This window comes from Streptomyces paromomycinus, from assembly GCF_003865155.1.
Lineage (GTDB): Bacteria > Actinomycetota > Actinomycetes > Streptomycetales > Streptomycetaceae > Streptomyces > Streptomyces chrestomyceticus.
The window spans coordinates 1081684-1095360 of record NZ_BHZD01000001.1 but is presented as its reverse complement, the minus strand read 5'-3'; the positions used below and the strand labels follow the sequence as shown (position 1 = coordinate 1095360).

Genomic DNA, 13677 nt, shown 5'->3' with positions numbered 1-13677 from the left:
GGTGGTGCCGACCCTTGCCCGCGGCGGCCCGGCCGGCCGTCGGCGCGGAGGGAACCCGTGGGGCCGAAAAGGCGTTCAACGGGGTACAGCGAGCGCGGCAACCGCCGCGGAAGGGACGTGAAGGATGTCCACGAACGCAAAGGTCGCCATCGGTGGCGTGGCGGCGGGAGTGATCCTGCTGTGGCTGCTGCCGTTCTGGGCGGCGGTGCTGGTCATGGTCGGTGTGCCGGCCGTGGCGTATCTGACGCTGGACCCCTCGCAGCGGCGCAGGCTGCGCAGCGTGACCCGCAAGGAGATAGGGCGCTGACCGGGTAGCCTGTGCCCGGACGTCCGGCGGTGTGAGCCGGGCGGGCGGCCGGGCCGCGACGACGTCCCCGTCAGCGGACCCGTGGGCGGACGGCTCACGGGTGGGGCGCCGCCACGGCTCAGACCGGACCGTCGGCAGGCCGGACCGGCGAGGCGAACGGAGCCTCAAGCCGGCCGGAACTCGAACCGGCCGAATCATCGAGCCGACCGGGCCCCTGAAGGCGGTCGGACCGCCGAGCCGACCGGACCCCTCACACCGGTCGGACCGCCGCGCCGACCGAACCGTCAAGCCGGCCGGACCGCCAGCGCTTCCAGCGCCTGCAGCAGTCCCGGCAGCTCGGGCCCACGTCCCACCGGCAGTATCTCGCCGGGCTGCTCGTCCAGGAGGACGAACGCGATGTCGTCGGTGCGGGCCACCATGCTCCAGCCCGGTCCGTCCACGCGGAGCGTACGGGACGCGTCGGCGGCGAAGGACGAGCGGACGCGCCCCGGCGGAGGCGGATCGGCCACATAGCCACGCGCCTCGGCCAGCGCCCGCTGCACCCCGGTGTGCGGCCGGGCCCCCGGATCGACGAACGTGACCTCACCCTCGACCTGTTCCCGCCAGGCCGCCCACTGGAGCGCGATCTCGTCCGCGCCCATCCGGCGCTGCGCGGGTCCCCACTGGGCGGCGTCCGGCGGTCTGAGTACGGCCGGACCGCCCTCCTCCGGTTCCGGGTCGTGCGGCGCGGGGACCCCCGGTGCCGCGACGGCGAGCGCGATCGGCCAGCCGGGCAGCGCTTCGACCATGCTGTCCTCGCCGGGGGAGAGGTCGTACTCCATCCCGCAGTCCCAGGCCGCCACGGCGCACGCGACGAGCGAGACGTCGTCGGTCACCACCGTCCAGCGGGCACCCGTCCCGTCCTGCCCGAGGACCAGGCCGTACCCCTGCTCGTACGGCGCGAGGCCGAGCCCGGCGCACACCTCCGGATAGTCGTTGCCGAGCACGCTCGGGAACTGCGCGGGCGTCAGCAGCATGGCCGTCAGGACGAGCAACTGGTCCTCGTCGGCGCTCTCGGGCGTGGCTCCGCCGGCGTTCTCGGCCGTGGACGTACCGGTGCTCTCGGTCGACACCCGGGCCTCCCCATCCGATGCGCTCCGACCCGCCCGGTCCCGGCCGGCCGCCTCCGGCCCGGTCCCCGGGCCCGCCCGCACCGGACCCGAACCGGCCCGATCGTTCCGATCAGTCGTCGGCGCACCCTAGTTGGCCGGGCAGCGGATTGTCACCAGTCGTACGCCACCGCCCCGGATGTTTCCGGCCCCGTGTCCCGGGCCCCGGGCGCTCCGGTCCACGCCACCGGCGTCCGCACCGGGCCACCGCACCCGCACCTGCAACCGGGGCGTCCGGAGCTCGGACCCGGCTCCGACCCGGACCCGGCTCCGTCCCGGCCCCTCAAGCCACCGGCAGATTGAGCAGATCACGGGCCACCGTCTGCGGTGACTCCCTGCGCTCCCGGGCGAGCGCGATCACCGCCCGGCAGGCCAGTTCGTTGATGCCGAAGGCGAGCGCCTCGGGGGAGACCCATTCCGCCGTCTCGGCGCTGCGCTCGTCGTCGTCCTCGGCGCACGCCGCCACATGGGCCGCCGCGGCCTCGAAGATGTTGTGCCGCCGCTTCGCCCCGGGGGCCCGGGGCTCCTCACTGCCCCGCATGCGCAGCGCGGTGCCAAGACGGGTGAAGAAGCCTCGAAGGTCGCGGAACAATTCGGAGATTTCGCGCAAGAACCCGGTCATCGTGTCCCCCATTCCCGGTTCCCGTTCCGGTCGTTCCAGTGTGCCCGTCATGCTTACGATGGGAACTTCGACGACGAAAGGGCGGGTACTCGGTGCGGCGGTATGACTGGCTCAAGGAGATCCAGCGGCTGGATCCGGAACGGGACTTTCTGCGTATCCACCGCATCACCACGACGTACGAATTCCCGTGGGACGTCGCGCGCGCCCTGGAGCTGGCGCTCTACCGCACCTACGCCGTTCCCAGCATCGGCCGGCTGCTGGCCGAGACCGCCGAGCTGACGGACCGTACGCAAAAGCGCTACGACGACACCGCGCTCCTCCTGGACGCGGTGCTGGAGCACGGCTTCGACAGCGAGGACGGCCGGACCGCGATCCGCCGCATCAACCAGATGCACCGCAGTTACGACATCAGCAACGACGACATGCGGTACGTGCTGTGCACGTTCGTGGTGGTTCCCAAGCGCTGGCTCGACCAGTTCGGCTGGCGGCGGATGAGCGAGCACGAAAAGCACGCCGCGGCCGTCTACTACCGCACCCTCGGGCGCCATATGGGCATCAACGGCATCCCGCGGGACTTCCAGGAGTTCGAACGCTGCCTGGACGATTACGAGCACGCGCATTTCGGCTGGGACGAAGGCGGGCGCCGGGTCTCGGACGCCACGCTCGGCCTGATGGCGGGCTGGTACGGCCCACTGGCCCCGGTGGTGCGCGGTGCGAGCATGGCGCTGCTGGACGACGCCCTGCTGAACGCCTTCCGCTACGAGCGTCCCAGGCCGGCCGTCCGTGCCGCGGTGCGCGGCGCGCTGCGGCTGCGCGCCAAGTCCGTACGGCTGCTGCCGCCGCGCCGGCGCCCGCACTACGCCCGTCAGAACCCGGAGATCAAGGGTTACCCGAACGGCTTCACCATCGCCGACCTCGGCACCTTCCCCCAAGGCCGCCCCGCGGGCGGCTGCCCCGTACCGCACTGAGACGCCCGACGGCCGGGATGGTCTTCATCGTGATCGTCTCTGTTCGTTCCGGTGTCATACTTGAGCGGTGACCGAGGAAGACCGTGAGTACGCCCAACAGTGGCTCGCCGAGCGCGGTGTCACCCGGACGGCGGAAACGTGGCGCGACCGGCGGTCGCCGGGCGAGGCGCTGACACCGCAGCAGGTGGCGCACGCGTGGGCGGACGAGGCGCTGTCCGACAGCGGCCTGGACGCGCCCGCCCGTCTGCGGCTCGCGTTCGGCCTCCTGGACCTGCTGGGCGATTACTGGGTCACCTGCGAACTCCGCTTCGCCGTACGCGACGAGCGGCACCCGTTGCGGGCGGACCTGTTCTGGGACGCCTGCCGCCGGCGGCTGGAAGCGCCGGAAGAGCCCAAAACCCTTGTCTATTCGCTCTGGGTGGACTGGTTCGAGGACCGGGCCACCGCGGCGGAGGCGTTCACCGAGGTGCTGGTCGACGCCGTGGAGGGCGCGCCGGACGGTACGGCACGGGACGCCCTGCTCCGTCGCGCCACCCGGGTCCTCGGCGTCTCGGGGCCCGTGCCCTGGCCGGTGAAGCACGCCACGTACCGGTCCGCCGCGACGGTCCCGCAGCTCCACCCCGCGCTGTTCCGCGGCCTCCTCGGCAGCTACCACGACCTGTACGGCGACCTGGAACCCCGCGCCGCGCTCGCCCTCTTGGACCAGCTGGACCTGCCGGCCGCCACCGAGCACCTGGCCCCACTGCGCGCCGTCCTCACGGCGGGCCACCAGAACCACTACCGTGCCCCGGACGCCTGGCCCAGGGCCCTGGACGCGTCTCAGGTGCCCTGACGCACGGCCAGCGCCAGGTAGCGGGCGTCCTCGTCCACGTACCGCATCAGGTCCCAGCCGGTGCGCGCCAGCAGCGGCCGCAGATTGGGTTCGGCCCGTACGTCGCCCGGTGTGAGCGGGCGGCCCTTCCGCGCGGCCAGCGCGGCCCGCCCGACCGGGTGGAACAGGGCGAGCCGGCCTCCGGGTCGTACGACCCTGGCGAGTTCCGCGAGCCCCGCCCGGGGGTCGGCCAGATGGGACAGCAGCCCGGCGGCGAAAACCGCGTCGAGCGCGGCATCCGGCAGGGGGAGCCGCTGCACGTCGGCGAGCAGCAGGGGCGCCAGGCGCGCGCGTCCGGCCCGTACGGCCGCCGCGAGCATCTCGGGCGTCAGGTCGGCGCCCAGCACCGTACCGTCCGCCCCGACGGCGGCCCGCAGGGCAGGCAGCGCCCGCCCCGTACCGCAGCCCGCGTCCAGCACCCGGTCTCCCGTGCGCAGCTCCATCGCCGCGACCCCCGCCTGGTAGGCGGGACCGTCGTCGGGGAACCGCGCGTCCCAGTCGCGGGCCCGGGAGCCGAAGAACTCCCGCACGTCGTGCGCCTGAACGGTGTCCTCGGGAGCCTTGGTGGCGTCGTCGTCCATACGGCAACTCTAGGTGCCACTGATCGCCCGGGGGCCGCGGTGGCCGGGGTGGCCAGGGTGGCCGGGGCCACAACTGTTGCCCTTCGATGTCTTACGTTCCCGGCCGCCCGGCGTAATCATGCAGGCATGACGGACACGGGGAAGTGGAATTTCGTCGACCATTTCGGTGCCGATCCGCAGGGCCTCGTCGACGCGGCGGCTCTCCTGCAGCACGCGGTGACCACCATCTGTGACGCCGGCGGCGGAACGCTGGTGATTCCCCCCGGGCGGTACCGGATGCACAGCACGGGAACAGTGGTACCGGATTCGGGGAATCTGACCGTGATCGCCCACGGTGCCCACATCTTCCGCAGCGACACCTCCACCATCGACACGCTCTGGGGCGGTGGTTTCTCCCACGACGGCTACAACGGCGCGTCCGACATCAGCATTTACGGCGGTCTGTGGGACGGCGGTGCGGGCAATCCGCGGCCGCTGGACATGTTCGCCTTCTGCTCCGCGGAAAACATCCTGTACGCGGACCTGGTGGTCGAGAACATTCCGGACTGGCACGCGATCGAGTTCCACGGCATCCGCAACGGCACGGCGCGCAACTGCGTCTTCCGGCGCTTCAAGGCCACCACACCGACCCGGTTCTTCTCCGAGGCGATCGAGGTCCAGGAGGCCCCGGACGGTACGCACAGCAGCGGCATCGTCGTGGACGGCTGCACGGCCGACGGGTACGGAGCCCTGGTGGGCACGCACACGGCCACCTTCCCCGGCCGGTTCCACGACGGTCTGCGGGTGGTGAACAACAGGATCACCAACGCCAAGAACTACGCCGTACGCGCGCACAACTGGCGCCATGCGGTCATCGCGAACAACATCGTCGAGGACTGCAACAGCGGAATTCAGGTGCAGGTGGATCCCGCCGCGCAGTACCGGTCGTGGTTCTGGTCGCAGACCGAGGACATCATCATCGCGCACAATGTCCTGACGCACACCGGGCTGGAACAGCAGCCGGGCCAGGGGCCGCGTTACGCCACCATCGGCGTCTACGGAATGGCGGACACGCCGATGGAGAACGTCGTCGTCACGGGGAACATCATCCGTGACTGGGCGAGTTCGAACGGCATAGCGTTGCAGTACGTCCACGAAGGTGTGGTCACCGGAAACGTCGTGAAATACAGCCAGGGCGGCGACGGCACCGCGATACTGTTCGCCTCCTGTTCCGGCGGAACGGCCACGGGAAACAATGTCCGCTACGCCGGTTCGGGCGTGGTCGGCGCCGAAGTCTCCGCCGGGAACAGGATCAGCCTTCGGTGAGTGGGGTGCGCCGGGGTGAGGCGGTGCGTCGTGGCGCGCGGTGCGTACGGTGGACGTCGTCAGGCGGCCGTGGGGCCGTAGCGGCGGTTGGTCAGCCGTTCACCCGGGCCAGGGAGAACCCGTCGTACCCCTTGCTGCCCACGGTCTGTACCGCGGTGGCGGTCAGCTTCGGGTTCTCCGCGATCAGTTCCAGGAACCGGCGGATGCCGCGGATCGAGGGGTCCGTACTCCCGCCGTCGGCGATGTCCCCGCCCCGCACGACATTGTCGCCGATGATCAGGCTGCCGGGGCGGGTGAGTTCGAGGGCCCGCTCCAGGTAGTGCGGGTTGTTCGGCTTGTCCGCGTCGATGAAGACCAGGTCGAACGGTTCGGCATGCTCGGCGACGAGCTGCGCGAGGCTGTCGAGCGCCGGGGCGACGCGCACCTCGGTGCGCTCCGCGAGCCCGGCGCGCGCGAGGTTCGCGCGGGCGACCGCGGCGTGCGTGGGATTCGCCTCCAGGGATATCAGACGGCCGTCGGCGGGCAGGGCGCGGCCGAGCCAGATGGTGCTGTAGCCGCCGAGTGTGCCGATCTCCAGGATGCGCCGGGCGCCCTGCGTCCGGGCCAGGAGGTGGAGCAGTTTGCCCTGGGTGGCGGTGACGCTGATGTGGGGGAGGCCGGCGGCTTCGCTGTCGCGCAACGCGGCGTGCAGCACCTCGTCGTCCGGGGCGAGCAAGGAGTTGAAGTAGTCGTCGACAGTGTTCCACTGCTGCTGAGACATGTGGTCCCTTCGCCTACCTAGTTAGGTTTGCTAACCAAGCTAGCAGGAGCGGGTGCCCCTGTTCGCGTGCTCGGCGGACCGGAACCGATGCCGCTCCGGCCGTGCGGCACCGTCCCCCTGCCTCTCAGGTCCGGTGGCCCCGCTCGTGCAGCGGCGTGAGGTAGTCGCACAGTTCGCACCGTGGCGCGTCCCGGGCGGCCCGGATGCCGAGCAGCGGCTCACCGCAGATGGCGACCAGCGGCCGTACGGGCGACTCCCGCGGATGGCAGATGCGGCAGACGTTGTGCCAGGGGCCGGCCTCGTTGTCGCCCGCGGCGGGAACGGCCGCGATGTCCGTGCCGGTACCGGTGGCCTCATGGGTGGACATCATCAGCCTTCTTTCTCGCGTCCCGCCGGCGCGTCGGCCGGTCGGCGGCGCGGGCTCCCCGTTGGTGGCATCCGGCCGGACCGCGGCCGGGACCTTCTTCCGAAGCGTACGAACTTGTCAACTCCGTGCCACGCTGTGTAGCGAAAGGAGTACGGTCCTCGCCATGGTTTTCGAGGCGCACGACGAATCCCACGACGTATCCGTAGCGCCTGCCGCCGGGCCCGCGGACACCCCGGACGACAGCGTGGACGACGGTCCGCTGGCTCTGAAGATCCTGGTGGCGGGCGGGTTCGGGGTCGGCAAGACGACACTGGTCGGTGCCGTGAGCGAGATCCGGCCGCTGCGTACGGAGGAACAGCTCAGCGAGGCGGGCGCGGCGCTGGACGATGCCCGGAACATGGTGCGCAAGCCCACGACCACCGTGGCGATGGACTTCGGCCGCATCACCATCCGGGCCGGACTGTCGCTGTACCTCTTCGGCACGCCGGGGCAGGACCGGTTCTGGTTCCTGTGGGACGACCTGGCGCAGGGCGCGCTGGGCGCCGTCGTGCTGGCCGACACCCGCAGGCTGGAGGACTGCTTCTCCGCCGTGGACTACTTCGAGAATCGCGGGATTCCCTTCCTGGTGGCCGTCAACTGCTTCGCCGAAGCGCGCGCTTACGGGGCAGGCGAAGTGGCGCGGGCACTCGACCTGGACCGGGGCACCCCGGTGGTGCTGTGCGACGCGCGCGACCGCGACTCGGGAAAGGAAGTGCTGATACGGCTGATCGAGCACGCCGGGCGGGTGCACGCCGCCCGGCTGCTCGACTCGGTGGGATGAGCGCGCGCCCACGGCGGTCATGCTCCGGCGGGCCTCGGCGCCGGAGCGCGGCCCGGCGGCATCAGCCGGCCAGGTCGGCGACCGCGACGACCTTGCTGATCCGGACCCGTACGAGCAGTTCCCCGGGTACGCCGTTGCGTGCCCCGTACTCCTCGGCCCGGTCCTCGCCCATGTAGCGGGCCGCGATACGGGTGGCCCAGGCGCGCACTTCGGGGAGTGCGTCGCTGGTCTCGGCCAGGCCCTCCACGATCGCGAAGCTGAACGGCGGGCGGTCGTCGTCCACACAGAGCGCGATCCGGCCGTCCCGGGCGAGGTTGCGCCCCTTGACCGTGTCGGCGCCGGTGTTGAAGACGAGATCGTCGCCGTCCAGTCAGGAACCACACGGGCGCGATGTGCGGGCTGCCGTCGGCCCGTACGGTCGACAGCTTGCCGGTGCGGGTGCCCTCGGACAGGAGGCTCTGCCACTCGTCCTTGCTCATTTTGCGTGCCATACCGCCATCCTGCGCCATACGGCGCGAACGGGCCGCACGGCCGCACCGAGCGCGTCGGCCCGGCCCGGTCGCTTGCCCGGACGGCACGGGTGGTCCAGGCTTGCACGGCAGTTGCCCACGGGGACACGGGGAGGATGCGGTATGGCACTGAGCAGCGGACTCGACTGGCTGCTGGACGACCTGACCGAACGGATCGACCAGGTGCGGCACGCCCTGGTCCTGTCCGACGACGGACTCGTCACGAGCGCGAGCGAGCGGCTGGCGCGGGAGGACGCCGAGCATCTGGCGGCGGTCGCGTCGGGGCTGCACAGCCTCGCCAAGGGCTCCGGGCGGTACTTCGAGGCCGGGCGGGTGCGGCAGACGATGGTCGAGTTCGACGACGGCGTGCTGTTCGTGACGGCGGCGGGGGACGGCAGCTGCCTGTGCGTACTGGCGGGGCCCGAGGCGGACATGGGACAAATCGCCTACGAAATGGCGCTGTTGGTCAACCGTGTGGGGGAACACCTGGGGGTTGCGGCCCGGCGATCGGAAAGTTGTCCACAGGGCTGAAGGCAGGGGTTGACCGACTGTCGTACCTCACCGCTATCGTCGTCACTGTCGGTAACGAACCGGCGGGGATCCGCGGCGGATCCCGTGATGCGAACGATGACGGGGGAGTGCGACATGACGGTGATGTGCGACGGGCGGCCGGCGTCGACGGTGCTCACGGCGGAGGAGCCGCCCATCGTGGGGGAGCTGCTCACGCCGGGGCGGGCGGCACGCGAACTGGGCCTGCGGAGCGGCGAGTTCGAGCTGGCGGCCCAGCTGGGTGAGATCCTGACGCTGCCGCCGGATCCGGAAGCGCGGCCCGGCCCGGCCGGTCCGTGGAGGCGGCGCCGGGTGCCGGTGGAAGAGGTACGGCGGCTGCGCGCCGAAGAGGGCTTCCCCGGCACGCTGCGTGAGCGTCTTCGGACGGTCGGCGCGGCCGAGGCCGCCGAACTCCTGGGCATCGGCGCGGGCCGCTTCCTCCGGCTGGCCCGTGCGGGCTGCTTCGCCCCGGTCCGCTTCTATGTGAACCGCTACGGCGCCGTGGTCTGGATCTACCTCGCGACGGAGCTGACGGAATGCGCCGCCCGCGAGCCGGAGCTGCTGCGGGGTGACCTCCCCGCGGTGCTCCGGGTCATGCTCGACGGCGGACAGGACTGGCGCGGCCGGAAGTGGCGCAGCCGCCGGGTCGCCCGGCTGATGGGCGAGGCGGCGGACGGCTGGGCGTCGGCGGCGGTGATCGCGGCGGTACTGCCACCGGAGGAGCTGGCCTCGGTCGCCGAAGACCCACTGGAACGTTCCGTGCTGCGGCGTCTGCGCCCGACCCTGGCCCTGCCGGGGGCGAGCCCGGCGGCCAGGGAGGCGGTCGAGCGGGCGACGACGGCGGAGGAGTTCGACGAGGTGCTCTGGTACCGCGTCAACCTCTCCCGCTCCCTCGACCGTGCCCGCCACCGACAACCGGCGGCCGACCGCCTGCGCCACCCCACCCGACCGGGCGACACCTCACCGGCCGGACCGGGAGACGCCCCCTTCCGTATCCCTGCGAGCCCCACAGCTCCCACGGGTCCCACGATGCGTACGGGGTCTGCGGCCCCTACGGCCGTCTCGGCCTCCGCGACCGCCACCGTTCCCGCCCCCTCACTGCCGCCGCCCCGTCCACCCGTCCTGGCGCACACTCCGCGGCCGGCCCCTCGCGATTCCTGACCCGCGAGAGACGAGGCGACCTGCGAGAGACGGGGCGACCTGCGAGAGACGGAGCGACCCGCGAAAGGCGACCGGAAACGTCTACGCTCCCGTCCCCTCCGCGTACGGCTGTTCCAGGCTGTGCTCCTTGCTGTGGGGGCGCAGGAGACCTTCCTGGACGACGGAGACGAGGAGGTTGCCCGCGCGGTCGTAGATGCGGCCGCGGGCCAGGCCCCGGCCGCCGGTGGCGATGGGGGACTCCTGGTCGTAGAGGAACCACTCGTCCGCGCGGAAGGGGCGGTGGAACCACATCGCGTGGTCGAGGGAGGCCATGTCGAAGCCGCGCGGGCCCCAGAGCGGTTCGATCGGGATGCGGACGGCGTCCAGCAGGGTCATGTCACTGGCGTAGGTCAGCGCGCAGGTGTGGACCAGCGGGTCCTCGCCCAGCGGCCCGACCGCGCGCATCCAGACCGCGCTGCGCGGCTCCGCCCCCTCGATCTCCTCCGGCTTCCAGCGGAGCCGGTCGACGTAGCGGATGTCGAAGGGCTGCCGGCGGGCCATCCGCTCCAGCCCCTCGGGCAGCCCGCCCAGGTGCTCACGCACCTCGTCCGCGACGGTCGGCAGCTCCTCGGGGGCGGGCACCACACGGCGCATCGGCAGTTGATGTTCGAAGCCCGGTTCGGGCTGATGGAAGGAGGCGGTCAGGTTGAAGATCGTACGTCCCTGCTGGACGGCGACCACCCGGCGCGTGGTGAAGGAGCGCCCGTCCCGTACCCGCTCCACCTGGTACACGATCGGCACGCCCGGACGCCCCGGGCGCAGGAAGTACGCGTGCAGCGAGTGCACGGGACGGTCACCCTCGGTGGTCCGCCCGGCCGCGACCAGCGCCTGTCCGGCCACCTGCCCGCCGAAGACGCGCTGGAGGCTTTCCTGCGGGCTGCGGCCGCGGAAGATGTTCACCTCGATCTGCTCCAGATCCAGCAGATCCACCAGGCGCTCGGCGGGATTGGTCATGGCCGTACGTCCTCCGTCGGGTGTGTCGACGCCCTTGCTGAGCGGTGCGCCCCGTGCGGGGCGCACCGACCGGTCACAGCTGGCCCACGGCGGTGACGCGCACGACCGCGCGCCCCTCCTCGTCGGAGGCCGTCAGGTCCACCTCGGCGGAGATGCCCCAGTCGTGATCGCCGTTGGGGTCGGCGAAAGTCTGCCGTACCTTCCACAGCCCGTGCTCGGGTTCCTCCTGAATCTGCAACAGCTTGGGCCCGCGCGCATCCGGACCGGTGCCCAGCTCGTCGTACTCGTCCCAGTACGCGTCCATCGCCTCGCCCCAGGCGTCCGCGTCCCACCCGGACTCCGCGTCCATCTCGCCGAGCTCCTCGACCTTGTCCAGCGCCGCCAGCTCGACCCGCCGGAAGAGGGCGTTGCGTACCAGCACCCGGAACGCCCGCGCGTTCGCGGTGACCGGCTTGACCTGGTCCGCCCGCTCGGCGGCCTCCTCGGCCGTCTCCTCCTCCGGGTTGGCCAGCTGCTCCCACTCGTCCAGCAGGCTGGAGTCCACCTGGCGGACCATCTCGCCCAGCCAGGCGATGATGTCCTCGAAGTCCTCGGACTTCAGGTCGTCCGGCACGGTGTGGTCGAGCGCCTTGTACGCGCTCGCCAGGTAGCGCAGCACGATGCCCTCGGTGCGGGCGAGCTCGTAGAACGAGGTGAACTCGGTGAAGGTCATCGCCCGCTCGTACATGTCGCGGATGACCGACTTCGGCGACAGCGGGTGGTCGCCGACCCACGGGTGGCTCTTGCGGTAGAGGTTGTACGCGTGCGAGAGCAGCTCCTCCAGCGGCTTGGGGTACTCGACGTCCATGAGGCGCTCCATGCGGTCCTCGTACTCGACGCCGTCGGCCTTCATCTGGGCCACCGCCTCGCCCTTGGCCTTGTTCTGCTGGGCCGCGAGGATCTGCCGCGGATCGTCCAGGGTGGACTCCACGACCGAGACCATGTCCAGCGCGTAGGAGGGCGACTCCGGGTCCAGCAGGTCGAACGCCGCCAGCGCGAAGGTGGACAGCGGCTGGTTGAGCGCGAAGTCCTGCTGGAGGTCGACGGTCAGGCGGACGATCCGTCCCTCCGCGTCCGGCTCGGCCAGGCGCTCGACGATGCCGCCGTCCAGCAGCGAGCGGTAGATGGCGATGGCGCGGCGGATGTGCCGCAGCTGGTTGCGGCGCGGCTCGTGGTTGTCCTCCAGCAGCTTGCGCATCGCCTCGAAGGCGTTGCCGGGCCGCGCGATCACGGACAGCAGCATCGCGTGAGTGACCCGGAAGCGGGAGGTCAGCGGCTCCGGCTCGGAGGCGATCAGCTTCTCGAAGGTGTTCTGGCCCCAGTTGACGAAGCCCTCCGGCGCCTTCTTGCGGACGACCTTGCGGCGCTTCTTGGGGTCGTCGCCGGCCTTGGCGAGCGCCTTCTCGTTCTCCACGACGTGCTCGGGCGCCTGGGCGACGACGAAACCGGCGGTGTCGAAACCGGCCCGTCCCGCGCGCCCCGCGATCTGGTGGAACTCCCGGGCCCGCAGAGTGCGCACGCGCGTGCCGTCGTACTTGGTCAGCGCGGTGAACAGCACGGTCCGGATGGGGACGTTGACGCCGACGCCGAGAGTGTCCGTACCGCAGATGACCTTGAGCAGGCCAGCCTGGGCGAGCTTCTCGACCAGGCGGCGGTACTTGGGCAGCATGCCGGCGTGGTGCACACCAATACCATGCCGGACATAACGGGACAGATTGCGTCCGAACTTCGTCGTGAAGCGGAAGTTGCCGATGAGCGCCGCGATCTCGTCCTTCTCGGCGCGGGTGCACATGTTGATGCTCATCAGCGCCTGCGCCCGCTCCACCGCCGCGGCCTGGGTGAAGTGCACGATGTAGACGGGGGCCTGCCGTGTCTCCAGCAGCTCGGTCAGGGTCTCCGTCATCGGGGTCGCCCGGTATTCGTACGACAGCGGAACCGGCCGGGTCGCGGAGCGCACGACCGCCGTTGGCCTGCCGGTGCGCCGGGTCAGGTCCTCCTCGAACCGCGACATGTCGCCGAGCGTCGCCGACATCAGCACGAACTGCGCCTGCGGCAGTTCCAGCAGCGGGATCTGCCAGGCCCAGCCGCGGTCCGGCTCGGCGTAGAAGTGGAACTCGTCCATGACGACCTGGCCGATGTCGGCGTCCTTGCCGTCCCGCAGCGCTATGGAGGCGAGCACCTCGGCGGTGCAGCAGATGACCGGCGCGTCCGCGTTGACGGAGGCGTCGCCGGTGAGCATCCCGACGTTCTCGGTGCCGAAGAGCTTGCACAGGTCGAAGAACTTCTCCGACACCAGTGCCTTGATCGGCGCGGTGTAAAAGGTCACCTCGTCCCGGGCCAGCGCGCTGAAGTGGGCGCCCGCCGCGACCAGGCTCTTCCCCGAGCCGGTGGGGGTGGACACCACGACGTTCGCCCCCGAGACCACTTCGATCAGCGCCTCCTCCTGGGCAGGGTAGAGCGCGATGCCCTGCTGTTCGGCCCAGCTCGAAAAGGCTTCGAAGAGGGCATCGGGGTCGGCGTCGTTCGGGAGATGATCGATGAGGGTCACGCCCCCCATACTGCCTTCCCGTGGTCCGGATCGGACAACCGGCGGGTCAGACCTAGATCATCTGACGCTACGCTGTGTCGCCGACCCGGCGTCAGAAACCCGGGATCCGAGCAAGACGTCCAGATCGAT

Annotated in this window: 14 protein-coding genes and 1 pseudogene; 7 read left to right on the top strand and 8 right to left on the bottom strand. The window is 71.2% G+C overall.

Translation table 11 applies throughout. The annotated features are described in order from the left end of the window. Positions 1–124: 124 nt before the first annotated feature. Positions 125–307 (top strand): hypothetical protein, encoded by a 183-nt coding sequence (locus tag OEIGOIKO_RS04095; protein ID WP_125051921.1) that lies wholly within the window; start codon positions 125–127, stop codon positions 305–307. A 284-nt stretch (positions 308–591) separates the two neighbouring features. On the opposite strand, the gene OEIGOIKO_RS04090 is transcribed toward OEIGOIKO_RS04095, so the two are convergent. Then, positions 592–1323, bottom strand: coding sequence for a hypothetical protein (locus OEIGOIKO_RS04090; RefSeq protein WP_125058429.1), 732 nt, complete (start codon positions 1321–1323; stop codon positions 592–594). Positions 1324–1738: 415 nt separating this feature from the next. Beyond that, positions 1739–1996: a hypothetical protein gene (locus tag OEIGOIKO_RS04085; protein ID WP_246177941.1), complete on the bottom strand. Its 258-nt coding sequence runs from the start codon at positions 1994–1996 to the stop codon at positions 1739–1741. Positions 1997–2169: 173 nt separating this feature from the next. On the opposite strand from OEIGOIKO_RS04085, the gene OEIGOIKO_RS04080 reads away from it, so the two are divergent. Beyond that, positions 2170–3045, top strand: a complete 876-nt coding sequence (locus OEIGOIKO_RS04080) for an oxygenase MpaB family protein (RefSeq protein WP_125051919.1) — start codon at positions 2170–2172, stop codon at positions 3043–3045. A gap of 67 nt (positions 3046–3112) precedes the next feature. After that, the gene (locus tag OEIGOIKO_RS04075) at positions 3113–3877 is read left to right on the top strand and encodes a hypothetical protein (RefSeq protein WP_125051917.1); all 765 of its coding nucleotides are present in this window, start codon (positions 3113–3115) and stop codon (positions 3875–3877) included. Here the strand turns inward: OEIGOIKO_RS04075 and OEIGOIKO_RS04070 are convergent. Then, the gene (locus OEIGOIKO_RS04070) at positions 3865–4497 is read right to left on the bottom strand and encodes a class I SAM-dependent methyltransferase (protein WP_125051915.1); all 633 of its coding nucleotides are present in this window, start codon (positions 4495–4497) and stop codon (positions 3865–3867) included. The two genes, OEIGOIKO_RS04075 and OEIGOIKO_RS04070, sit on opposite strands and share 13 nt — an antisense overlap. A 126-nt stretch (positions 4498–4623) precedes the next feature. Here OEIGOIKO_RS04070 and OEIGOIKO_RS04065 point away from each other — a divergent pair, with 126 nt between their 5' ends. Beyond that, positions 4624–5802 carry a NosD domain-containing protein gene (locus OEIGOIKO_RS04065; RefSeq protein ID WP_125051913.1) on the top strand — a complete coding sequence of 393 codons (1179 nt, stop codon included), beginning with the start codon at positions 4624–4626 and terminating at the stop codon, positions 5800–5802. Positions 5803–5893: 91 nt separating this feature from the next. Here the strand turns inward: OEIGOIKO_RS04065 and OEIGOIKO_RS04060 are convergent, their stop codons facing one another. Both OEIGOIKO_RS04060 and OEIGOIKO_RS04055 read right to left on the bottom strand, forming a co-directional pair. Further along, positions 5894–6562 carry an O-methyltransferase gene (locus OEIGOIKO_RS04060; RefSeq protein ID WP_125051911.1) on the bottom strand — a complete coding sequence of 223 codons (669 nt, stop codon included), beginning with the start codon at positions 6560–6562 and terminating at the stop codon, positions 5894–5896. 124 nt (positions 6563–6686) lie between these two features. Further along, positions 6687–6932, bottom strand: a complete 246-nt coding sequence (locus tag OEIGOIKO_RS04055) for a hypothetical protein (protein WP_125051909.1) — start codon at positions 6930–6932, stop codon at positions 6687–6689. A 160-nt stretch (positions 6933–7092) separates the two neighbouring features. On the opposite strand from OEIGOIKO_RS04055, the gene OEIGOIKO_RS04050 reads away from it, so the two are divergent. Continuing rightward, positions 7093–7749 carry a GTP-binding protein gene (locus OEIGOIKO_RS04050; protein WP_125051907.1) on the top strand — a complete coding sequence of 219 codons (657 nt, stop codon included), beginning with the start codon at positions 7093–7095 and terminating at the stop codon, positions 7747–7749. Positions 7750–7810: 61 nt separating this feature from the next. Here the strand turns inward: OEIGOIKO_RS04050 and OEIGOIKO_RS04045 are convergent. After that, a pseudogene (locus OEIGOIKO_RS04045) lies at positions 7811–8240 on the bottom strand (PPOX class F420-dependent oxidoreductase). A gap of 141 nt (positions 8241–8381) precedes the next feature. Here OEIGOIKO_RS04045 and OEIGOIKO_RS04040 point away from each other — a divergent pair. Together OEIGOIKO_RS04040 and OEIGOIKO_RS04035 are read left to right on the top strand one after the other, a co-directional pair. Continuing rightward, positions 8382–8789, top strand: a complete 408-nt coding sequence (locus OEIGOIKO_RS04040; protein WP_125051905.1) for a roadblock/LC7 domain-containing protein — start codon at positions 8382–8384, stop codon at positions 8787–8789. Between the two features lie 87 nt (positions 8790–8876). Next, complete coding sequence (locus tag OEIGOIKO_RS04035) at positions 8877–9968, top strand: DUF6397 family protein (RefSeq protein ID WP_246177190.1); 1092 nt, start codon at positions 8877–8879, stop codon at positions 9966–9968. A gap of 81 nt (positions 9969–10049) precedes the next feature. On the opposite strand, the gene OEIGOIKO_RS04030 is transcribed toward OEIGOIKO_RS04035, so the two are convergent. Next, positions 10050–10961: an acyl-CoA thioesterase gene (locus OEIGOIKO_RS04030; protein WP_125051903.1), complete on the bottom strand. Its 912-nt coding sequence runs from the start codon at positions 10959–10961 to the stop codon at positions 10050–10052. 73 nt (positions 10962–11034) lie between these two features. Continuing rightward, the gene (locus tag OEIGOIKO_RS04025) at positions 11035–13548 is read right to left on the bottom strand and encodes a DEAD/DEAH box helicase (protein WP_125051900.1); all 2514 of its coding nucleotides are present in this window, start codon (positions 13546–13548) and stop codon (positions 11035–11037) included. Between the last annotated feature and the right edge of the window lie 129 nt (positions 13549–13677).